This is a genomic window from bacterium, assembly GCA_030583725.1.
Lineage (GTDB): Bacteria > Patescibacteriota > Microgenomatia > UBA8517 > UBA8517 > JAUYMM01.
In genome coordinates, this window is sequence record CP129472.1 from 638,470 (window position 1) to 659,684 (window position 21,215).

The window sequence follows — 21,215 nt, forward strand, 5'->3', positions numbered from 1 at the left end:
AATGAAAATAATAAGCAAAGCTTTGCAAAATAAGAATTTTGTAAAAGTCGCAATCGTACATGATTATTTAAAAGAGTTTGGGGGAGCTGAAAAAGTTGTTGAAGCTCTCCTCGAAATTTGGCCAGATGCACCAGTCTATACATCTGTTTTTCTTCCAAAATACGCAGGACCTCACAGAGAAAGAATTGAGAAGTGGAATATAAAAACATCAATTTTGCAACACATTCCTTTTAAAGCAAAACTGATTAGTATGTTTAGATTTGTTGCACCCTTTATTTTTGGATTTATAGACTTATCAAAGTTTGATGTGGTTATTACATCGAATGCAGGAACCTATACATCTCCAAATTTTGTAAAAGTTAGTAAAAAGACACTGTTTATCGCCTACTATCACACTCCACCTAGATATTTATATGGCTACCCAGTAGCAAATGACTGGACTAATAACTGGTTTAGAAGAACATTATTAGTTTTGGGTCAAATCCCAATGCATTTTTTAAGAATCTTAGATTTTAAATCTGCACAGTTTCCAAATTATTTATTAACCAACTCAAACGAAGTAAAGAGTAGGGTATCAAAATTTTACAGAAGAGACTCAAAAGTTATTTATCCTCCAGTTGAAATCCCAGATATTAGACCAAACATTGTAAAAGAAAATTATTACTTAATAGGTGGTAGGGTATCAAGACATAAAGGACACGATATAGCAATTTCTGCTTTTACCAAACTGGGACTACCTCTAAAAGTTTTTGGTGGAACCTTTGCATCATATGGTTTAGACCAATTTAAAAAGAATGCTGGCAAGAACGTCGAGTTCTTGGGAGAAGTTACGGATAGCGAAAAATGGGAGTTAATGAGAAGTGCAAAAGCTTTTATCTTTCCATCAGAACAAGAAGACTTTGGAATAATTCCAGTTGAAGCAATGGCTGCTGGAACTCCCGTCATCGCTCTAAACCAAGGGGGTGTAAAAGAAACAGTAGTTGATGGCAAAACTGGAATATTTTTTGAAGAAAGAACCCCAGAATCATTGGCTCAAGCCGTTATGAAATTTACAAAAATGAAATTTAAACCAGAAGACTGTATCAAGCAGGCCAAGAAATTTAGTAAAGAAAGATTTAAAAAAGAAATGCTACAATTTGTATATGAAAAGCTTAAAGAAAAGTAGTATAGCTCCACTTGTAATAATTTTAGTTTCGATTATCTCAGTTTTTATAGTTTCAAGGCTTATTACCTTCTCAATAATGGAATGGAAAATATTACCACCATTTTTATTTGCAGTTGTTGGAGAATTTAGGCTTCATCATCTTGTATATGGAAACATACTTATTACTATTACAAGTTTTCTAGCCATTGGGCTTGGAATTAGGAAACATAAAAACTGGTTTGCATTATTTTATGGTATTGGACTTGGCTTAGTGTTAGATGAGTTTTTGCTTTGGATTGGAGATGTAGAACAATTAACAAGTAATGTTTTATGGATTCCATATTCAGGTACAATAATCGCCGTTGTCTCAATTATTATTGCAACAATCATAATGTTTAGGCTCTATCAAATTAAGCCAATTCACCATCGCCATAGTTTTAAATTAGTTAAAAAATAATTATGCAAATTAATAAATCATTAAAAGTACTTTTTACGCTTAACTCAATTTTCGTATTTGGTGGGTCGCTTTTTGGCCCACTTTATGCAATTTATGTGCAAGGTCTAGACAACAAAATTGTTACAGTAAGTTTGTCATGGGCTGTTTTTATGCTTTCCTCAACAGTATTTATGGCTTTCGTATCAAAGTATGGTGATAAGGTAAAAGAGCAAGAATATTTATTGGCCGGTGGCTTTTTGGTGAGGGCCATTGCTTGGATGGGCTACCTTTTTGTAACAAATATATCAGGGTTAATTTTAATCCAAATTATTTTAGGTTTAGGAGAGGCCTTGGGAACACCATCTTGGAATGCTATTTTTGCAAAACACTTAGATGGTAAGAAAGAGATTATGGATTACTCAAATTGGAATATTATCAATAATCTATTAGTAGCTTTCGGTGTAGTATTGGGCGGCGTTTTGGTGACGCACTTTGGGTTTAATGTGTTGTTTGTAGCAATGAGTATGTTGGCTTTGGTCTCTTTTACTGGTGTGTTGATTACGCCAAGGAGGGTACTTTAAATGCCAGAATTACCAGAAGTTGAGACAATGAGAATGCAATTAGAAAAGTTTTTAGTTGGATCTTTAATTTCTAAAGTTCAAGTTAAAACACCAAGTTATGACTTACCAATCGCTAAATTGGTTAGGGGAAGGGTTCTGGGAGTGAGAAGGTTTGCAAAAGTTACTTCAATAGATTTAGACAACGGTTATTCAATTCTGACACACGTTAAACTAACTGGACAATTTGTATACAAAGGACCAAAACTTGATGAGAGTCCAATATCTAAAAAAGTAGTTGGTGGAGTTCCTGGGCCTCACACACACGTTATCTTTGAATTTAGTGATGGTGGAAAACTGTACTACAACGACATTAGAAAATTTGGTTGGGTCAAAATAGAAAAAACTACTGAAGTTGAAAATGAAAAGTTTGTTAAAGCCCTAGGTCCAGAGCCATTCGGTTCTGTTTATGGTAAACCTTCATTATTAACATTTGACTACTTTTCAAATTTACTTTCAAAATCAAAACGTAATATTAAAGTGCTTTTAATGGATCAATCAAAGATTGGGGGAGTTGGTAATATATACGCCAATGATGCACTCTGGCTTTCTAAAATTAGTCCCAAACGTGCATCTAACTCACTAAGTAATAAAGATTCAAAACTTCTTTTTAATGCAATTGAAACTGTTCTAAAAAACGGACTAAAATATGGAGGAGCAAGTGAGCTTGCATTTGTAACACCTGATGGCAAGGAAGGAGAGTATCAAAATCACACTTTGGTATATAATCATCAGGGAGAGGTTTGCAGTCGTTGTAAAACAGAAAAGATAGAAAAGTTTTTCTTGGGAGGAAGGGGAACATATTGGTGTAAAAAATGTCAAAAATGAGAAAACCTAGCCATTACGTGGTAAAAAACAAATTTAAATTTCACCATTCACATATAATAGCAGTTGCTGTTTTGGCTGGATATTTTTTGATATCTAAGGCTCATACCATACAGGCTATGAGATCAGGAAATGTTTTAACCAGTTTTATACAACTTTATCTGTTTGGAATTTTTTTTGCTTGTCTTTTTCTGTATGTTTTTTCCCATGACAAGTTTTTTGGTTTTGCAAAAGACATTGAAAAAACAGAAAGTAAAAAAGAAAAAAAGTATTTAAATAAATACTTGCATCACGGAAAAATATTGGGGACTTTAATAATTGGGTCAATTGGTGGACCTGTTTTCTCTTCACTCACAGCCAGAATTTTACTAAATGATTATTGGTATAAATACCTAATAGTAATTCTTGCTAACATACCTTCTACAATTATTACAGTGGGGTTGGGAACTGGAATTATTAACGCCTTTAATATTCTTTAATTCGGTAGCTTCTTGTATACTACAAATATTTAATGGTAAACAATATACACCTAACCAATTTTAGAAATTTTGATAAAAGGACGATTGAGTTTGGTGAAGGAATCAATGTTATAAATGCCCCAAATGCGCAAGGAAAAACAAACATTCTAGAAGCTATATTCTTTCTTTCAACGGGTAAAAGTTTTAAAGCAAAAGTTGAGTCAGATGCAATAAACTATGATTATGATATTGCAAGAATCAAAGGAAATGATTTAGAAATTGTATTAACCAGAGGCTTAATTGACATTGGAAAGCCTATTAAAGAGAAAGTAGCCAAAAAGAAGTTAATGGTTAACGGAGTACCAAAAAGGCTAATAGATTTTGCAGGAAACATCAAGGTTACACTTTTTTCTCCTCAAGACCTTGATTTAGTTACTGGATCCCCATCACTTCGAAGAAATTTTTTAGATATGGTGTTGTCACAAAGTGACAGGGAATATAGAAGAGCTATTGGCTCATATGAAAAAGGTGTTAGACAAAGAAATAAACTATTGTGGAAAATAAGAGAAGAGGGACTATCAAGATCCCACCTTCTTTTTTGGAATCAGCTTTTAATTAAAAACGGGAACTATATTACCAAAAGAAGATTGGAATTAATCGAATTTATAAATAGTTTAAAAAAATGCCATCTTGAGTATGACTCATCAGTTATTAGTGAGGGGAGACTAGAACAGTATAAAAATGAAGAAGTAGCATCAGCAACAACTTTAGTAGGCCCTCATAGAGATGACTTTGTTTTTCTTCAAAAGAAAAGAGACCTTGCAAGTTATGGATCAAGGGGCCAACAAAGGATGCAAGTTTTATACTTAAAAATTGCAGAGCTTAAATATATAGAAGAAAAAACAAGCGTAAAACCAATACTTTTGTTAGATGATATTTTTTCAGAACTTGACCATAAACATCGCGAAATTGTGATGAATTCTTTTAATAACCACCAAGTAATTATAACCTCAGCAGATGAACACAACTTGCCAAATGTCAATTTAAGTAGTATAAAAATAATTAATCTAGAATATGCTTGAAAGTAATAAACTGATCGTTTTAGGTCACAGAGATAACACTTCGGAAATTGCCACTACAAAATTTCAGACTTTAAAGCCGAAAGATGGAGATGGGTATACTTGGAGACGCGTCAGAAAAGGTGAGTGGACAAGAATTAGCACCTTACCACCGGACGATATATTTCCCCCTGAGGCTACTGTCAGCCAAGAAGTGCATGAGCACAGACAAAGGACGACGGGGTCTGGAGCAGCACACACGGCTGAAAAATACGATGATTAACTTTTCTTTTGAATCAGTTTAGACAAATTGATTGTGATTAATACCGCTAAAAATGTGACAATAACTGCATAAATAGCCAGTGAAATAATCCCAGAGGCACCTCCTACCAGTGGTTTTATATACATAGTTACAACTTCTTTAATCAGTTCATTCCATGCAAGTGCTGCAACAAGCCCAAATGCTGATGTAGAAAGCTTTAAAATTTCTTTTGTTACCTCTTTATGTATTTCTGATTTACTTTTTTTCATTGTTGTAAACAGTGACTATTCATTTTCCGCATATTTTGCAGTAATATAAATATATGTATATTCCTAAATATAACATAACAAACACAATTTTGAAAAATATTGGTCAGGTTGAAGCTTCCAAAGAGGTTATTGAAAATGCTCCACTTGTTCCTACTTATGAAAAACAATTTCAAAATGAAGCATATGCAAAAACAATTCATCATGGCACCCACATTGAGGGTAATGAATTAAACTTAATTCAAACAAAGAAAATACTTGAAGGACAAGAAGTATATGGTAGGCCTCGTGATATTCAGGAAATAATAAACTACAGGAATGTCATGACACTTCTAGATGAATTAGTTTTTAAAAAAGGAGATTTAGGTTCAGATATGCTTTTGGATATTCATAAGGCAACTGTTGACAAAATTGTATCTGCAGAAAAAATAGGGGTTTTTAGGAACACACAGGTAATCATTAAGGAAGAGGGAACAGACAAGGTGGTGTTAAAACCACCCCCATTTGTTGAAGTACCATATTTGGTAGATGATTTCTTTGGTTGGTTGAATAGTGAAAATGCCAAAGAGCTCCACCCCATCTTAAAAGCAGGAATTGCACACTATGTTTTGGTCGCAATTCACCCCTTTGTTGAGGGAAATGGGAGAACTGTGAGAGCCTTTACACAATTAATTTTGATGAGAGAGGGCTATGATATAAAAAGATTTTTTTCACTAGAAGAAAACTTTGATAAAGATTTAGCTTCTTACTATGACGCCTTATTTAAGGTAGACATCAATGCACAAAATATAGCCCAAAGGGATTTAACCCCTTGGAATGAATACTTTTCAGGTGTTGTGGCTGTAGAACTTAATAAAATAAAGGAAAAAGTAAGAAAACTCTCATTAGACACTAGAATGAAGGTCAAATTTGGTGAACAGATAGCACTTTCAGAGCGTCAAATGAGGCTTATGGAATATATTTCTGACCAAAATGGAGCACCAATGACTGATCTTAAAAGACTAATACCAATGGTTTCTGAAGATACCATTTTACGTGACTTAAAAGGTTTAATAACAAAACATATTATTAAAAAAGAAGGAAGCACAAAATCAGCCAGGTATGTACTAAATAAAACATGACACCTAACGACCCGCAATTTTTATATATGATTTTGGTTTTACCAAGTCTTTTTGGACTAACTTTAATGGGAGAGGGGATCTACAAATGTGCTCATGAGGAGTGGAGTGGCTTAATCTCTATATTTTTTGGATTGTTATTTATAGTTATGGTCATTTTTGCTTACCTTTTCTTTTCTTCCTATATGACAAGTAGGGTATGAGATCCAGCACTTGATGCTATAATGGGGTTATGCTTTTTAGTAAATTTAGCGAATATCTACAAAAGTTGGAAAAGACTTCTTCACGGCTTGAAATAACTGCAATTTTAAAAGAGTTATTTAAAGAAACTGATGAAAAAGAAATCAAAGAAGTTGTTTATTTATCTCTTGGCGTTCTAGCTCCAAATTATGAAAGCAAGCTCTTAAACTTTGCTGAAAAAATGGTAGCTAGGTCAATTGCGATAAGTTATGGCAAAAACCTAGATGAAGTAACTAGAATTTATAAAGAGACTGGAGATTTGGGAAATGTTGCAGAGAGTTTGTCTGTTGAGGGTGGTGGCTTACAATCTGAAAAATTAACTGTAAATCAAGTCTTCTCAAAACTTGTTGAGATAGCAAAGGATAACGGTGAGGGATCACAAGATAGAAAGATAGAAAAATTTGCAGAACTTTTAAAAAGTCTAGATTCATTATCAGTTAGGTATGTTGCAAGAATCCCAGTTGGTAAACTCAGACTTGGTTTTTCTGAAAAAACAATAATAGATGCTCTTTCATCTGGAGATAAAGAAAAATCAAAGAATATCGAAAATGCATATAACATAAGGCCCGATATAGGCTACATAGCAGAACTTGTCAAACTTCAAAAAGTTAAAGAAGCTAAACCTAAAATAGGAGTTCCAGTGGTTCCTATGCTTTGTCAAAGAATAGGAAGTTATGACGATATTATTAAAAAGATGGGAGAAGTTGCAGTTGAACCCAAATTTGATGGTTTGAGGATATTTATTCACTACAGAAAGAAGGACAATTTCACAGCAGTTTTTACTAGAAATATGAATTCTTTAGACATCAATATTTTCCCAGAACTTAAAAACTTGGCTAAATACATCAAGGCTGATGAAATAATCTTGGACACTGAGGCTGTTGGACTTGATAGCAAAAGGGAGGGTTTTGTGGACTTCCAAAAAACAATCGCCAGAAGAAGAAAACATGAGGTCGAAAAAAGCTCAACAGAAACACCACTTCAGTTTCAAGTTTTTGATTGCCTTTTTGTGAACGATAGAAGTTTGATAAATACTCCATACCAAGAAAGACGAAAAGAATTAGAAAAACATGTTGTTAATGGAGGTTTACTTAGAATTGACGAGTCGTTGATTACTAAAGATCCAGAAGTTGTCAAAAGTTTACATAACAAGTACTTAAAAATGGGACTTGAGGGTGTAGTTGTCAAGAAAGTTAATGGATATTATGTTTCAGGTAGAACAGGTTGGAATTGGGTAAAGATGAAAGAGGAGGAGGGGCAATCTGGACGCCTCTCTGACACTCTAGATTGCATTGTAATGGGCTACTTCACAGGTAAAGGCAAAAGGGCCCAGTTTGGACTGGGAAAGATTTTAGTAGGTATCAAAGATGGAGATTCAATTAGGACTTTAACCAAAGTTGGTACAGGTTTAACTGAAGTCATGCTTGTGGAAATTAGAAAGCGTTTAGATAATTTAGAAAGTAAAGAGAAGCCAAAAGATTATGAAGCCCAGAAAGACCTAATCCCAGATGTATGGGCAATTCCAAAACTTGTTGTTGAAGTTACCGCAGATAGTATTTCAAAAAGTACCAAACATTCATTAGGCTTGTCCCTCAGGTTTCCTAGATTTATTAAAATTAGGGAAGATAAAGGACCAAATGAAGCAACAACATTGAAAGAATTAAAAGAAATCTCCAAGCTACAAAATTAGATATTGACATGTGTACATAATGTACATATAATAGTTAGTAATATGAATTACACAGTATCATTTTCAGATTTTAGAAAAAATATTAGTAAATTTTCCGATATGGCAAATATGGGTAAAAGTGTGACTGTTAACGATGAAAAGAGAGGCGTGCCTCTTTTTAAAATTGTTAAAGCTGATGAAGACAATTTTGATTGGGATGACTATATGAAATTCATTAAAAAATTGGGAGGGAGTGGATTTTTATCAAGCGATGCCAATATTAAATCGATGAGTAGATTTAGAAACAGTTTTAATAAGAGATTCGAAGAAGCAAGAAATAGATGAAAATAATAGTTGATACATCAGTAATTATTGATTACACAAGAGCAAACATTGGATCATTCAATCAACTAATAAGTGATTCAAGGTCTGGAAATTGTGATTTATATATACCATCAGTTGTAATCACAGAACTTTGGTCAGGTAAAGAAACAAAAAATAAAAAGAATGGAGTAAGGCTAGAAAAGATATTGAGTTTGTTTAAAATAATCAACCTGGATCAAAAAATAGCAAAACATGCTGGAACAATTTCGAGAGACACTAATATTTTTGGTTTTGATGCCATTATTGCGGCAACTGCTCTTGAACTAGATGCACAAGTTGCAACAAGTAATACAAAACACTTCACAAAAGTTAAAAATTTGAAATTATATTCTTCAAAGAAATAATTATGCTAATATTTATTTGTGGAAAAGCATTCAATTAACATTCTTCCAAATGCTCCTAGATTTAGAGCTCTGTTGGGTCCTTCATTTATACTCCTTGGTTTAGGTCTAGGTAGTGGTGAATTTATCCTCTGGCCTTATCTAACTAGTAACTTTGGGATGGGTATTATCTGGGGGGCGGTTTTGGGTGTTACATTTCAATTTTTTATAAACATGGAGATTGAGAGATATGCACTAGCTAAGGGTGAGAGTATCTTTGTAGGTTTTGCTAGAAAGTATAAAAATTTACCTTATTGGTTTATTTTCTCAACTCTTTTAGCTTGGATATGGCCTGGAATTATTGCAACATCTGCAAGATTATTTGGCGAGGTCTTTGCTATTCAGAATATAAACGTCTTTGGCATTATATTGTTGTTAGTTATTGGCAGTATCTTAACCTTAGGGCCTGTTCTATATAAAACAGTTGAAAAAATATCACTTGTTTTAATTACAGTTTCTGTCCCTGCTATTTTTGTTTTGGCAGTTTATCTCTCCTCCCGCTCGGACATTATTGATATGTTCTATGGAATGGTAAATTTTGGCAATATCCCTAAGGGTTTACCGCTAGCCTCATTTTTGGCAGCCTTTGCATTTGCAGGTGCTGGTGGAAATTTAAATCTTGCCCAAAGTTTCTATGTTAAAGAAAAAGGATATGGCATGGGTAAATACGGAGGTAAAATTACTAGTATTCTAACTGGCGAAGTAGAGGACATATCAATTACAGGAACTGCCTTTGCTGTAAATAGTGAAAATATTGATAGATTTAAAAAATGGTGGAAAGTAGTTAACCTTGAACACTTTTTAGTTTTTTGGCTCGGGGGAGTTGTGTCTATTTGTATGCTTTCTTTACTTTCGTACTCGACAGTTTTTGGGTCGGTAAATCTACCTAGTGGTGTTGAATTCATAATTTATGAGGCTGGAGTAATTTCTTCCAGATTGGGGTCAGTCATAGGTATATCCTTTTTATTAATTGGTGGTTTTATGCTTTTTAATACTCAATTAACAGTGCTGGATGCAACTAGTAGAATAATGGCTGAAAATATGCTGATACTAAAAATTAAAAGGTGGAAAAGTATTATGCTTCCTAAAATTTATTATTCATTTTTGTGGCTTCAAATATTGGCAGGAATTATAATTTTTCTTTTTGATTTCGGCCAACCGTTTTTACTTTTGACTATTTCCGCTGTGTTAAACGCCGTGGCTATGTTTGTACACATTGGTTTGACCTTAAACTTAAATTTAACTAGTTTAGAAAAAGAGATAAGACCTAATTTGTTTAGAATTTTGTGGATGGTTGTAGCATTTTTATTCTTTGGTTATTTTTCATACAAAACCATTGTTCCATTATTTTTTTAATTGATGTTTGAATATTTAAAACATAAAGGTTTAAGCGAAAAACAGGTTTTAGATCTTAGGAAAACTCATGGTAGGAACGAACTACCTGAGGTTTTGCCTCCTTCAGACTTAAAAATACTATTTGATCAAATAAAAAGCCCGCTTGTTTACGTATTAATAGTTGCAGGTACTGTCACAACTTTTCTTAAAGAGTTATCTGATACTTTAATAATTTTACTAGCGATTATCGCAAATACTGTTTTAGGTTTCTATCAAGAAAGAAAGGCCCACAGGTCACTATTTGCACTTAAAAAGATGGTTAAGTCCTACGCAAAAGTTATTAGAAATGGCAAGGTTATTACAATAGAGTCTTTCAATCTTGTACCCTCAGATTTAGTGGTTTTAAACCAAGGGGATAAAGTCCCCGCTGATGGCGAGCTTATTAGCGCTAATAGAATTTTTTTCCAAGAAGCTATATTAACGGGCGAGTCTGTTTCTGTCTCCAAAAATGTCAAAGATATGGTTTTTATGGGGACAATAGTGACTGCCGGACAGGGTTTAATGAGGGTTGGTGAAATCGGGGTAAATACAAAAATAGGCCAGATTGCTTTAAAAATACAGACAAAAGAAGAAGATACTCCATTAAAAAAACAACTTAATACTTTTAGCAAAGGCTTAGCCGTAGTTGTTTTAGCCTTAACAGTTTTTGTTTTTATATTAGGTTCTGCTACTGGAAGAGATACTTCTGAAATGTTTAGGGCATCAGTAGCTTTAGCGGTTTCTGCAATTCCCGAAGGACTATTAGTTGCCTTAACTGTTATTTTGGCAATTGGTATGCAGAGGATACTAAAGAGAAAAGGCTTGGTTAGAAATTTAGTATCCGCTGAAACTTTAGGGGGAGTTACTACTATTTGTTTGGATAAAACAGGAACTCTAACCGAGGGTAAATTAAAGGTTCTAAAAACAGAAGGCAATTTGGAAGATATCGTTTTGCAGTCGATAGTTGCAAACGACATGGATGACCCAATTGTGATATCTGCTTTTGAGTGGGCCAAGACTCACTCTAAAATTGATCCACAGAAAATGATTACTAAATATTTACGGATTGACTCAATTCCATTTTCACCTAAGGATAGATATTTTACATCGCTTAATAAATTTAATGATCAAAATAATATGATTTTTGTCAATGGTGCACCGGAGTTTATTCTGAAGTGGTCAAACCTAGAAAAGGCCAAAAAGGAAAAAATATTAAATGAAATAAACAGTCTTACTAAATCCGGAGCCCGTTTGATAGCTTTTGCAAGAAAACAAGTTGATACAAAACAATCTTTATCAGACGAAACCATTAAGCAAGGGGGGTTTGAGTGGGTGGGACTAATAGCTTTCGACGATCCTGTTAGGCTTGGCGTTTCTGAGTCACTTAAAAAAGTTATGCGTGCGGGGATAAATATAGTTATTATTACAGGCGATTACTTACAAACTGCCCTTTCAGTTGCCAACAAGTTAGGACTTAGTTTAAACGAAAACCAAACAATGGCAGGTGATGAGTTAGCAAGACTTTCAACAGAAGAACTTTCAACTAGACTTAAAGGAGAGAACAGAATATTGCTTTTTGCTAGAACTACTCCTGATCAAAAGTCCAAGATAGTAGAAAGCTTAAAATTAAATGGTGAAGTGGTTGCTATGATGGGGGACGGGGTTAACGATGCCTTAGCCTTAAAATCTTCAGATATTGGAGTTGTTGTCGGGGATGCTAGTGATGTGGCAAGAGAAACTGCAGATTTAGTGCTTTTAGACTCAAAATTTGAAACCGTCGTTGCGGCAATAGAAGAGGGTCGGGGAATATTTGAAAACATCAGAAAAATAATTGTTTATTTAATGAGTAGTGCTTTTAATGCCATTATTGCGGTTTCTGGAGCTATAATATTAGGGTTTCCCTTGCCCGTAAGTGCTGTTCAGATATTATGGATAAACTTGGTGACGGACGGGTTTCCTGACTTGGCCCTAACCATAGACCCAAAGAGGAAAAATATAATGAATGAAGCTCCAAGACAAACAAATGAGAGTCTTTTAAACGGTTGGATGAAAGGTTTAATTGCGATAATTAGTGTGTCATCAGGTATTTTGGCACTTTTACTTTTCATATATACCTATAGAGGAACAAACAACTTGGCCCTGTCGCAAACCGTAGCCTTTTTGAGTTTAGGGTTTAATTCACTTTTCTACGTTTTTTCAACTAGAACCCTTAAAGAGTCTATTTGGAGCCAAAATCCTTTTTCTAATAGATGGCTTCTTGTGGCAGTTTTTGCTGGTGCAATTTTACAGATAGTGCCAATTATGAGCTCGTCAACCCGTAGTTTCTTTGGTACGGTTTCAGTACCTATTAATTATTGGGTTTTAATTATATCAACATCACTAGTCACCGTTTCTTTAATTGAGATTGTTAAAATTATCAATAGACGAACACTTGAGAAAAATGTAATATTAAGTTGAAGAGGGGGTGATTAACAATGGCAGGAAAAACAGCAACGGGATTAAATAAAGAAACCTCAGGTGCATTGGCTTATGTTTTAGGGCCAATCACGGGTGTTTTATTTTTAATTCTAGAAAAGGATTCTTTTGTAAGATTTCACGCAATGCAATCTATTGTCGTTTTTGTGGGGTTGTTTGCAATACAAGCAATGCTTGGGATTACGATTATCTTGGCAATTTTAGTTCCACTGGTTGGAATTGTTGGTTTTATTCTTTGGCTTATGCTTATTTATAAAGCTTGGCAGGGCGAAGAGTGGGAAGTTCCATTTTTAGGCAAGTTTGCAAGACAAATCCTTAAGAAAGCTTAAGCGAAGCTTAAAGATGGCCAGAGAATTACAAGAAACTAGTAGCTTTGAATTAGTTGCTAGTTTTTTGTGTGTTAGAATGTAAATAACTATGAAAATCATTGTTGGTTTGGGAAATCCTGGAATAAAGTATGTAAACAATAGACATAACATCGGCCATCTTGTTATCGATGCGCTTCAAAATCTAAAACTTAAAGACAAGATTTTAAAATCTGATAAACATATGAATGATTCAGGTTTGTTTATTAAAAATATAAAAAATAAATATCCAAAAATGCAATTAACTGACTTGTATGTTGTTCACGATGACTTGGATATACCACTTGGGTTATTTAAAGTTCAATTTGGAAAAGGGCCTAAAGACCATAACGGCTTAAATGATATATATGACAAGTTGGGTACAAAAGACTTTTGGCATATAAGGATTGGGGTAGACAATAGAAGTGAAGATCAGAGGTTAGTAACTAAAGGTAAGGACTATGTTTTACAAGATTTTGCCAAAGAAGAAAAAGCAACAATAGATAGTGTTATTAAACAAATATGCAAAAAATTGGTAGTCTTATAACAAAAAAATTTAATCCCAGTGATAGTGATAAGTATGTGTCACGCGAATTTCAAAAGTATGCTTACGATTTGGCAGTTGAACTTGATGACTTGCCCCATAAATCCTTATATATGAGACTTGCCAAGAATACTCCCAGAGGGATATTGGAAACAGCTAGGGGCTTTGTGAGAGACGCTGATAATGCCAAATCTAAGGGGCGCTTGTTTATGTGGAAGTTGAAGCAACTCAAAGTCGCGAAAACTAACACACAAGCTTGACTTATGTGGAAGTTGAAGCAACTCAAGGAGAAATATGATAAGAAATCTAAGGCAGAAAACAAATAGATTTCTTGGCTCCCTTCAGCAAGCTGAATGTAGTAAAATAAAAGCAGATGCAACTATTTGACGGTAATTACATTGATTTGGTTATAATTCTAGTCCTATCTTATTTTGCAATTACCTCACTAAGATATGGTTTTTGGGTTGTTTTTGCAGACTTTTTGGCATTTTTGACTTCTCTTTTTCTTTCGTTAACTTTATATAAATATACAGCAGAGTTTTTAAGATTAAACTTTTCCATTAATGCTTCAATTTCAAATGCAATTGGATTTTTGTTTACAGCAATCATTCTAGAATCGATATTAAGTTATATGGCAGGATTTTTCTTGCAGAGGTTGCCTGAAAAAATAAAGAAACACAAATTAAGTAGATTTTTAGGTGTAATTCCTGGACTTGGTGAGGGCTTGGTTTTAATCTCCTTTATACTAACACTTGTTGTGGCTCTCCCAATTAAGCCACAAGTTAAGTCAGATGTTGTTGATTCAAAAATAGGTGGGGTAATACTTGAAAAAACAACTGTTCTAAGTGGTGCGATTAATGAAGTGTTTGGTGGAGTAATTAATGACTCTCTAACTTACTTTACAGTTAACCCAGGGAGTCGTGACTCTATTGATTTAACTGTTACATCGTATAACTTAATTATTGATGAGAAAGCAGAAAATGAAATGTTTCAAAAAGTTAATGAAGAAAGAAAGAATTCAGACGTGGCGGAGCTAGAGTGGGATACAAATTTAGTGTTTGTCGGAAGGGCGCACGCTAGGGATATGTGGGAAAGAAAGTATTTCTCACATATCTCACCTGATGGCAAGGATGTGGGAGATAGACTGACAGATGCAAAGGTGGTCTATTATTTTGCTGGAGAAAACTTAGCCTTAGCCCCAACCACTTTAACAGCCCATACAGGTTTAATGAACTCAAAGGGGCACAGGGAAAACTTACTTGACTCGAGATTTACAAAAATTGGAATTGGAGTTTACGACAACGGTGTTTATGGAAAAATGTTTGTACAGGTTTTTAAAGACTAGCTAGTTTTATGTTTGATACCATTTATAACTTTGTAAAAACGATCCCCAAAGGTAGGGTTGCAACATATGGTCAGGTGGCTAAGGCCTTGGAGATTAAGGATGTTAGGAAAATTGGCTGGGCATTACATGCAAACAAATCTAGTGAGGTTCCATGTCATAGGGTAGTGAACAAAGAGGGAAAATTGGCTGACAACTTTGCATTTAACGGTAAAGAAGAGCAACAAAAAAGGCTTGAGATGGAGGGAATTGTCTTTAAAAAGGACGGATATGTAGACCTTACTAAATATTGCCTGTAATATAAAGATATGATTAAAGAAATAACTAACCACTTAATTTTTTGGGTTGGTTTTTTTCTCCTCGTAGTGTTGGTTAATAAATTATTCTCTTTAAGTTACTGGCCTTTTTATGTCGGTGGTCTTATCGGCTTGTTTTTACCATACATTGATCACTTGGTACATATTTTTATTTTCAAGCCATTGGAGTTAACCTCCCAGAGAGTTATTTTACTTGTCAAAAGTAAACAATACAAAATGGCATTAAATCTCTTGTATGACACAAGAGACGAAAGGAAAGAATTGATCTTCCACACACTCTTGTTTCAAGTTATATTCGCAGTATTAACCTTTTGGATAGTTTCCTCATCGGGCAGTTTTTTTGTAAAGGGATTGGTTCTTGCCTATTTTTTAAATTTAACTATTTTCAACTTAAAGAAGGTTATAAATAATGAAATTATTTTAGAAGATTATGACAAGTCAAGAATTTATTTTGCAGTACAAGTAATTTTACTTTTTGTATTTGGAATATTAATTTAAAGTTATTCTCTACAACAATCAATTGCTTTTTGAACAAGGGAACCTAATTTATCAAATACTGAAGCTTTTTTAATATCTACCGATGAAGTCGGCCAAGCTTCGCTTAATTTTTCTACTGGCATTTTAATTTTTCCATTTGGAGTACTTCCAACAATTCCAAGGTTTAGACCCCAGAATAGAGAATAGAGCTTGTATGATTTTTCAAACATTTTCCATGCTTTTTCTTTGTCATGTTTTTTAAGTTCTTTTGTGCCAACTTCCATTAAACGCATTGAAGCTGATAGTAAATGCTTTGAAATACACCATACTTCACCTTCATAATCTTTAATAATTTCTTTTAAAAGATCAGTCCTCATTAACCTGACTTCATCTAAAATATCAAGGTATTTTTTGTCCTTTGTTTTTTGTGAGGTAAAAAATAAATGTTCCTCAATTGAAATTAAGTTCATTATTCCAATTGATAGGTCTTCGCCTGAAGACAGATCAAGTTCTTTCTGTTTTGTGACTTCTTCAACTTTGTCTAATAGCTTTTTATAGTCGTTAATCTTGTTGGCCATATGTAGTTAGATGTTATATAGGTATCCGCCCCAAAAGTATAATACTAAAGTAAAAATAGTCAAAGACAGAACAGGAAAGACTACTTTTTGAAAATTAAACAGTTGTTTTCCTTTAACCTCTCTTACTCTTTTGTCCAAGTAAACACCAAGCATAAATGCAACAAACCCTAAAATACTACCAAAAACTAATTTATCAATTCCTAAAATTGTATTAAATGGATGACCAATAATATTAGCAGAGTAAAGTGGAACATAAGTTAGAAGAGTCCAAAAGATTAAACTGGCAACAGTGTTAATAGTGTTATTTGATTTTTTTAAGAGACCCCAACTCCTTTTTGATAACCAGTCTGCGGTCCAAAGAGACACAGAAACAACTAAACCTCCTGCCCATACTCCAAGTAGTGAATCATCAATTCCAAAGTACCTTGATACACCAAGACCTCCTGCAACAGCAACTGTGCAGATAGGGCAGACTGCGTGAGCGGGATTAGGCATTAGAAAATAGGCACCAGGCACTAGTAAAAATGCAAAGATTTTAGTTATTTTTTTCATAATTCAAGTTGCTTGTAGTGGTCAATTATTGGCTGGCTACCAATTAAACATTTGCCCTCTGGTGTAACTAACAGGGGTACGCCCATTCCAGTTCTTGGAATTTCACAGTTTTTGGCCCTCTCTGCCATTAGCTCCGCATTTTTTGTATTACTCCAGACTTCTAGTTTTTTAACACTTATTTTATCTTTACCCTCCCAAGTTTGATAAAATTCATCAACGATTTCACAGTGTGGACAGCCATTACCCCAAAAATATTCATATCCTGAAAGGGTTGGTATTTCTGTGGGTTTTGAAAAAAGATAGGCACCACCAAACATAATTAAGATTGTTATGACGATTAATATAATTCCAGATTTACTCATATTTAATTTGTTTCTAAAGTATATCCTGAAGCTTTAACTATTTCTACAATCTTTTCAATTTTATGTTCATCTTCAATAGTGAGTGATTCATCAGCATATGAGCACTTACACTTATATCCTGCATCTTCCAAATCCATTTGAATTAAACTTGCACAGCTTGCACAATCCATATCTTTAATTTTGTAATGTTTCATTATTCGGTTATGTTAAATGATCCTGTATACATTCCCATACCACACGAGAAATTTAATAGCCCTTCTTCTGTTGGTGTGAATTCAATTAATTCCTCACCACTGACTGGTAATAGTGTATTTACACCAAGACTGGGTATTATGAAGCTTCTAGCACAACTTTGTACGTTTTTAGTGGAGATTTTAAGTTTCACTGGAATACCAGCCTTTAAGTTTTTGGTATTAGCCTTATATCCTGAGTTGGTGGCAGTAATCTCAACAATTTGGTATCCATCGACTATTTTAACCTCACCATTTTGTATATTGTCTCCAAAAACAACCCTTTTATAATTTTGAAAAGTATGAGGAGAATCTCTTAACACCTGACCATTATTAATTGCAGATAAGCCAATTACAATAATTGTTAAGGCTGCAATTTTAGATAATATATTGTGTTTAAAAATATTAGTTATTGTCAAACCCAATAGAAAGAAAACAGGAGAAGTGCCAAGGGTAAACAAGAACATTATTAATGCTCCGTCAATAGCGCTACCTGTGCCCATTGATAAGATAAGCATTGCTTGTGTTACTCCACAGGGGATTAAAACAGTTAATGCACCTAGAAATATTGGTGTAAAAATATTTCTTTCTTTTGATATTGATCTAACCTTTCTTAAAATAAACGCAGGTGGTTGAATTATTGTGTATCTAAAGATGGGGTGTAAGTTTAAAATTCTTCCCGCAGTTGCTAACATAAAAAGACCAATTAGTATTTGTAATATTCCCTGTGTTGTGATTGAAAAAGAAAATGCACTACCAATCGTTCCCAGCAAAGCACCTAATATAGTATATGCAACCAACTTGGAAAGTATGAAATACAAGGTACTTTTGTACTTGCTTGACCTTTCGTCAATGGCTGAGGCTAAAAGACCCCCTTGGACAGTAAGACACGAAATGCCCCCGCTGGTTAATCCTGTTACAAATGCTAGCAAGTATTGATTCATAATTGGTTGTTGACAGTCCCCCTGGGGGGGATGTATATTAGTTTACGAAAGATATAAATAAATGCAAGTACCAAAAACAAATATACTACATAGGTTAAAAATTGCCAAAGGTCATTTGGAAAAAGTTATTAATATGGTTGAGGGAGATGAATATTGTATTGATGTGGTCCATCAATTGTTAGCAATTCAATCTGCGTTAAAAAAAATAGATGAAATAGTATTAGAGGATCATTTAAAAACTTGCGTTGCAGATAGCATCAAAAGAGGAGATGCCGACACTGCGATAAAAGAAGTGATGGAGGTATTGAAGAAAAAATAAATATGGATAATCTAATAGTAATATTTTCAGGCATTTTATTAATTGGCTTTGTCTACTGGTTCTTTTTTGGAAAGAGAGAAGATATGGTGTTTTCTGGTAAAACTATAGAGATCGTTGTTGAAGGAGGGTATAAACCCTCAGTTATTAAAATTCCAAAAGATCAAGAAACTACAATTTCTTTCTTAAGAAAAGATAAAAATTCTTGCTTAGAGGAAATTGTTCTCCCTGACTTTAAAATTAAAGAATACCTACCTTTAAATCAAAAGATCCAGATAACGATAACACCAAAAGAAATTGGTGAATTCTCGTTTCATTGTGGCATGAATATGTTTCGTGGAAAGGTGGTTGTTGTATGACAATATCAAAAAAGACCTTTCCCATCATAGGCATGCACTGTGCGTCATGTGCAAAACTTATTGAAAGAAGTGTTTCAAAGGTTCCAGGTGTAGTCAGTTGCTCTGTAAATTATGGTAGTGAGTCCGCTGTTGTAGAGATTGAGGAAAAAGTTAGGAATAAAGATTTAGAAAAAGCAGTTCATAATGCAGGTTATAGAGCTATATTTAATGTAGAAGGTGGCGTAGATAAAACAGCTGAACAACTAAAAGAAGAAGAAAAACTAAAAGAGTACAAAAGTTTAAAGTTAAAGGTAACTGTTTCTTCAATTTTGACAGTTTTAATTATGGTAGGAAGTTTTCCTGAGTGGTTTGGTCAAACATTTTTGTCAGAACTTAACATTTTATTAATTTTAACAATCCCTGTTCAGTTTTGGGCTGGACGTGATTTTTATCTTGCTACTTGGTCGGGATTAAAAAATAGAACCGCTAGTATGGATACACTAATTGTTTTGGGTACTTCAGCGGCATTTTTATATTCAATATTATCAATGTTTGGAATTGTTGAGGGGATGTATTTTGATACAGCTGCAGTAATTATCACGTTAATACTATTAGGTAGACTTCTGGAAGCAAAAGCTAAGTCTCATACATCTGACGCAATCAAAAAGTTATTAGGATTGCAAGCAAAAACAGCTCGTGTTATACGTGGCAAACAAGAAATTGACATACCACTTGAAGATGTTGTTGTTGGAGATTTGATACGCGTTAGACCTGGTGAAAAAGTTCCAGTTGATGGCATAATCACGGAAGGTCAAAGCTCAATTGATGAGTCAATGATAACTGGAGAGTCTATCCCCGTTGATAAATTAGTAGGATCTCAAGTTATAGGTGCAACCATTAATAAGTCAGGCAGTTTTATTTATAAAACAACACAAGTGGGCAGTGAAACAATGCTTTCTCGAATTGTTGAGATGGTTAAGACTGCCCAGAGCACTAAGGCCCCGATTGCACGACTTGCAGATTTAGTGTCTTCATATTTTGTTCCAGTGGTTTTGATGTTTTCCATCGCAGTTTTTGTTGCTTGGTATGTAATTGGCTTTCCTGTAAACGCATTTATTAACTTGGTTGCAGTTTTAATAATTGCTTGCCCTTGTGCTATGGGGTTAGCTACACCTACCGCAATTATGGTTGGTACAGGTAAGGGTGCAGAAAAAGGGATTTTGGTTAAGGACGCAAGTAGTCTGGAGATGGCTCACAAGATTAACACGCTTATATTTGATAAGACGGGAACTTTGACGAAAGGTCATCCAGTTGTCACTGATGTATCAGATTTAAAAATATTATCAACAGTTGCTTCTTTAGAACAAGGCTCTGAACACGCCTTGGGTGAGTCCATACTAAATTATTCAAAAGAAAAAAATACAAAATTGTTAAAAGTTACAGATTTTAGGGCAATTCCAGGTCAAGGGGTTGAGGGGAAGATAAATGGAAAAAAATACTTCTTTGGGAAAAGTGATCAAAAATCGCAAGAGATTAAAAAATTAGAGTCTGAAGGCAAAACAGTGATGATACTTAAACAGGGGTCAAAAGAATTAGGTTTTATTGCTGTTGCAGATACTTTAAAAGATGGTGTTTATGACGTTATTCAAAAATTAAACGACAAGGGAGTGGAGACATGGATGGTAACGGGGGACAACAAAAGAACGGCCGATGCGATTGCGAAACTTTCCGGAATTAAAAATGTGATGGCGGGGGTATTACCGGAAGAAAAAGCAAATAAAGTAAAGGAGTTATTATTAAATAATAGTTCGGCCGTCATTGGGTTTGTTGGAGATGGTGTCAATGATGCACCAGCTTTGGCTTCTGCAAATGTTGGAATAGCCATGGGAACTGGAACCGATGTCGCAATGGAGTCGGCTGGAATTACACTTTTAAACAAAGATTTTAAGTCAGTGTTATCAGCAATTGATTTAAGTCGTGGAACAATGAAAATAATAAAGCAGAATCTATTTTGGGCCTTTTTCTATAATGTAGTTTTGATTCCCGCAGCAGCAATAGGTCTTTTAAATCCAATGCTTGCATCATTTGCCATGGCGGCAAGTTCTGTTTCAGTGGTTCTAAATTCATTGAGGTTAAACAGAGTCAAGATATAACTTTAAAGTAAA

28 protein-coding genes are annotated in these 21,215 nt (G+C 34.2%); 22 read left to right on the forward strand and 6 right to left on the reverse strand.

Going from position 1 to position 21,215, the window contains the following annotated elements; all coding sequences use genetic code 11:
- The first annotated feature begins 1 nt into the window (after position 1).
- Genes QY322_03710 through QY322_03740 form a run of 7 tightly spaced genes read left to right on the forward strand, consistent with a single transcriptional unit; the run spans position 2 to position 4,821 of the window.
- Positions 2 to 1,165 carry a glycosyltransferase gene (locus tag QY322_03710; protein ID WKZ25465.1) on the forward strand — a complete coding sequence of 388 codons (1,164 nt, stop codon included), beginning with the start codon at positions 2 to 4 and terminating at the stop codon, positions 1,163 to 1,165.
- A complete protein-coding gene (locus tag QY322_03715) occupies positions 1,143 to 1,601 on the forward strand; it encodes a hypothetical protein (protein WKZ25466.1) in 459 nt (152 codons plus the stop codon). Before QY322_03710 ends, QY322_03715 begins: the two co-directional genes overlap by 23 nt.
- 2 nt (positions 1,602 to 1,603) lie before the next feature.
- On the forward strand, positions 1,604 to 2,161 hold the full coding sequence (locus QY322_03720) for an MFS transporter (protein WKZ25467.1): 558 nt from the start codon (positions 1,604 to 1,606) through the stop codon (positions 2,159 to 2,161).
- The gene (gene mutM, locus QY322_03725; GenBank protein ID WKZ25468.1) at positions 2,162 to 3,025 is read left to right on the forward strand and encodes a bifunctional DNA-formamidopyrimidine glycosylase/DNA-(apurinic or apyrimidinic site) lyase; all 864 of its coding nucleotides are present in this window, start codon (positions 2,162 to 2,164) and stop codon (positions 3,023 to 3,025) included.
- Positions 3,013 to 3,501: a hypothetical protein gene (locus QY322_03730; GenBank protein WKZ25469.1), complete on the forward strand. Its 489-nt coding sequence runs from the start codon at positions 3,013 to 3,015 to the stop codon at positions 3,499 to 3,501. The genes mutM and QY322_03730 overlap by 13 nt, the downstream gene beginning before the upstream one ends.
- A 32-nt stretch (positions 3,502 to 3,533) precedes the next feature.
- The gene (gene recF, locus QY322_03735; GenBank protein ID WKZ25470.1) at positions 3,534 to 4,562 is read left to right on the forward strand and encodes a DNA replication and repair protein RecF; all 1,029 of its coding nucleotides are present in this window, start codon (positions 3,534 to 3,536) and stop codon (positions 4,560 to 4,562) included.
- Positions 4,555 to 4,821: a hypothetical protein gene (locus QY322_03740; protein ID WKZ25471.1), complete on the forward strand. Its 267-nt coding sequence runs from the start codon at positions 4,555 to 4,557 to the stop codon at positions 4,819 to 4,821. The genes recF and QY322_03740 overlap by 8 nt, the downstream gene beginning before the upstream one ends.
- Here QY322_03740 and QY322_03745 read toward each other — a convergent pair.
- Positions 4,818 to 5,069 carry a DUF5654 family protein gene (locus tag QY322_03745; protein ID WKZ25472.1) on the reverse strand — a complete coding sequence of 84 codons (252 nt, stop codon included), beginning with the start codon at positions 5,067 to 5,069 and terminating at the stop codon, positions 4,818 to 4,820. The two genes, QY322_03740 and QY322_03745, sit on opposite strands and share 4 nt — an antisense overlap.
- 53 nt (positions 5,070 to 5,122) lie before the next feature.
- On the opposite strand from QY322_03745, the gene QY322_03750 reads away from it, so the two are divergent.
- The 12 genes from QY322_03750 to QY322_03805 all read left to right on the forward strand — a co-directional run bounded on the left by QY322_03750 (position 5,123) and on the right by QY322_03805 (position 15,751).
- On the forward strand, positions 5,123 to 6,187 hold the full coding sequence (locus QY322_03750) for a Fic family protein (GenBank protein ID WKZ25473.1): 1,065 nt from the start codon (positions 5,123 to 5,125) through the stop codon (positions 6,185 to 6,187).
- A gap of 229 nt (positions 6,188 to 6,416) precedes the next feature.
- Positions 6,417 to 8,114: an ATP-dependent DNA ligase gene (locus tag QY322_03755; GenBank protein ID WKZ25474.1), complete on the forward strand. Its 1,698-nt coding sequence runs from the start codon at positions 6,417 to 6,419 to the stop codon at positions 8,112 to 8,114.
- Between the two features lie 42 nt (positions 8,115 to 8,156).
- Positions 8,157 to 8,438, forward strand: a complete 282-nt coding sequence (locus QY322_03760; GenBank protein ID WKZ25475.1) for a hypothetical protein — start codon at positions 8,157 to 8,159, stop codon at positions 8,436 to 8,438.
- Positions 8,435 to 8,821 carry a PIN domain-containing protein gene (locus QY322_03765; GenBank protein WKZ25476.1) on the forward strand — a complete coding sequence of 129 codons (387 nt, stop codon included), beginning with the start codon at positions 8,435 to 8,437 and terminating at the stop codon, positions 8,819 to 8,821. The genes QY322_03760 and QY322_03765 overlap by 4 nt, the downstream gene beginning before the upstream one ends.
- Before the next feature lie 18 nt (positions 8,822 to 8,839).
- A complete protein-coding gene (locus tag QY322_03770; protein ID WKZ25477.1) occupies positions 8,840 to 10,213 on the forward strand; it encodes an Nramp family divalent metal transporter in 1,374 nt (457 codons plus the stop codon).
- 3 nt (positions 10,214 to 10,216) lie between these two features.
- A complete protein-coding gene (locus QY322_03775; GenBank protein ID WKZ25478.1) occupies positions 10,217 to 12,688 on the forward strand; it encodes an HAD-IC family P-type ATPase in 2,472 nt (823 codons plus the stop codon).
- A gap of 17 nt (positions 12,689 to 12,705) precedes the next feature.
- Positions 12,706 to 13,035: a hypothetical protein gene (locus tag QY322_03780; GenBank protein WKZ25479.1), complete on the forward strand. Its 330-nt coding sequence runs from the start codon at positions 12,706 to 12,708 to the stop codon at positions 13,033 to 13,035.
- A gap of 88 nt (positions 13,036 to 13,123) precedes the next feature.
- Positions 13,124 to 13,597 (forward strand): aminoacyl-tRNA hydrolase, encoded by a 474-nt coding sequence (locus QY322_03785; GenBank protein WKZ25480.1) that lies wholly within the window; start codon positions 13,124 to 13,126, stop codon positions 13,595 to 13,597.
- Entirely contained in the window at positions 13,573 to 13,854 is a 282-nt protein-coding gene (locus QY322_03790; GenBank protein WKZ25481.1) for a hypothetical protein, read from the forward strand. Before QY322_03785 ends, QY322_03790 begins: the two co-directional genes overlap by 25 nt.
- 113 nt (positions 13,855 to 13,967) lie before the next feature.
- The gene (locus QY322_03795; protein ID WKZ25482.1) at positions 13,968 to 14,939 is read left to right on the forward strand and encodes a CvpA family protein; all 972 of its coding nucleotides are present in this window, start codon (positions 13,968 to 13,970) and stop codon (positions 14,937 to 14,939) included.
- An 8-nt stretch (positions 14,940 to 14,947) separates the two neighbouring features.
- A complete protein-coding gene (locus tag QY322_03800; GenBank protein WKZ25483.1) occupies positions 14,948 to 15,235 on the forward strand; it encodes an MGMT family protein in 288 nt (95 codons plus the stop codon).
- A 9-nt stretch (positions 15,236 to 15,244) separates the two neighbouring features.
- Positions 15,245 to 15,751 carry a hypothetical protein gene (locus tag QY322_03805; protein WKZ25484.1) on the forward strand — a complete coding sequence of 169 codons (507 nt, stop codon included), beginning with the start codon at positions 15,245 to 15,247 and terminating at the stop codon, positions 15,749 to 15,751.
- A 2-nt stretch (positions 15,752 to 15,753) separates the two neighbouring features.
- On the opposite strand, the gene QY322_03810 is transcribed toward QY322_03805, so the two are convergent.
- The 5 genes from QY322_03810 to QY322_03830 are packed head-to-tail and all read right to left on the reverse strand — an operon-like array spanning position 15,754 to position 18,396.
- Entirely contained in the window at positions 15,754 to 16,308 is a 555-nt protein-coding gene (locus QY322_03810) for a hypothetical protein (protein ID WKZ25485.1), read from the reverse strand.
- Positions 16,309 to 16,314: 6 nt separating this feature from the next.
- Positions 16,315 to 16,860: a hypothetical protein gene (locus QY322_03815; GenBank protein WKZ25486.1), complete on the reverse strand. Its 546-nt coding sequence runs from the start codon at positions 16,858 to 16,860 to the stop codon at positions 16,315 to 16,317.
- Entirely contained in the window at positions 16,857 to 17,222 is a 366-nt protein-coding gene (locus QY322_03820) for a hypothetical protein (protein ID WKZ25487.1), read from the reverse strand. Before QY322_03820 ends, QY322_03815 begins: the two co-directional genes overlap by 4 nt.
- Before the next feature lie 2 nt (positions 17,223 to 17,224).
- A complete protein-coding gene (locus QY322_03825; GenBank protein WKZ25488.1) occupies positions 17,225 to 17,416 on the reverse strand; it encodes a hypothetical protein in 192 nt (63 codons plus the stop codon).
- Positions 17,416 to 18,396: a sulfite exporter TauE/SafE family protein gene (locus QY322_03830; GenBank protein ID WKZ25489.1), complete on the reverse strand. Its 981-nt coding sequence runs from the start codon at positions 18,394 to 18,396 to the stop codon at positions 17,416 to 17,418. Before QY322_03830 ends, QY322_03825 begins: the two co-directional genes overlap by 1 nt.
- Positions 18,397 to 18,457: 61 nt before the next feature.
- Here QY322_03830 and QY322_03835 point away from each other — a divergent pair, with 61 nt between their 5' ends.
- From QY322_03835 to QY322_03845, 3 genes are read left to right on the forward strand one after another with little or no spacing between them, the layout of a single operon-like run.
- Complete coding sequence (locus QY322_03835; GenBank protein WKZ25490.1) at positions 18,458 to 18,715, forward strand: metal-sensitive transcriptional regulator; 258 nt, start codon at positions 18,458 to 18,460, stop codon at positions 18,713 to 18,715.
- Positions 18,716 to 18,717: 2 nt separating this feature from the next.
- Positions 18,718 to 19,071: a cupredoxin domain-containing protein gene (locus QY322_03840; protein ID WKZ25491.1), complete on the forward strand. Its 354-nt coding sequence runs from the start codon at positions 18,718 to 18,720 to the stop codon at positions 19,069 to 19,071.
- The gene (locus QY322_03845; protein ID WKZ25492.1) at positions 19,068 to 21,203 is read left to right on the forward strand and encodes a heavy metal translocating P-type ATPase; all 2,136 of its coding nucleotides are present in this window, start codon (positions 19,068 to 19,070) and stop codon (positions 21,201 to 21,203) included. The genes QY322_03840 and QY322_03845 overlap by 4 nt, the downstream gene beginning before the upstream one ends.
- Positions 21,204 to 21,215 lie beyond the last annotated feature (12 nt).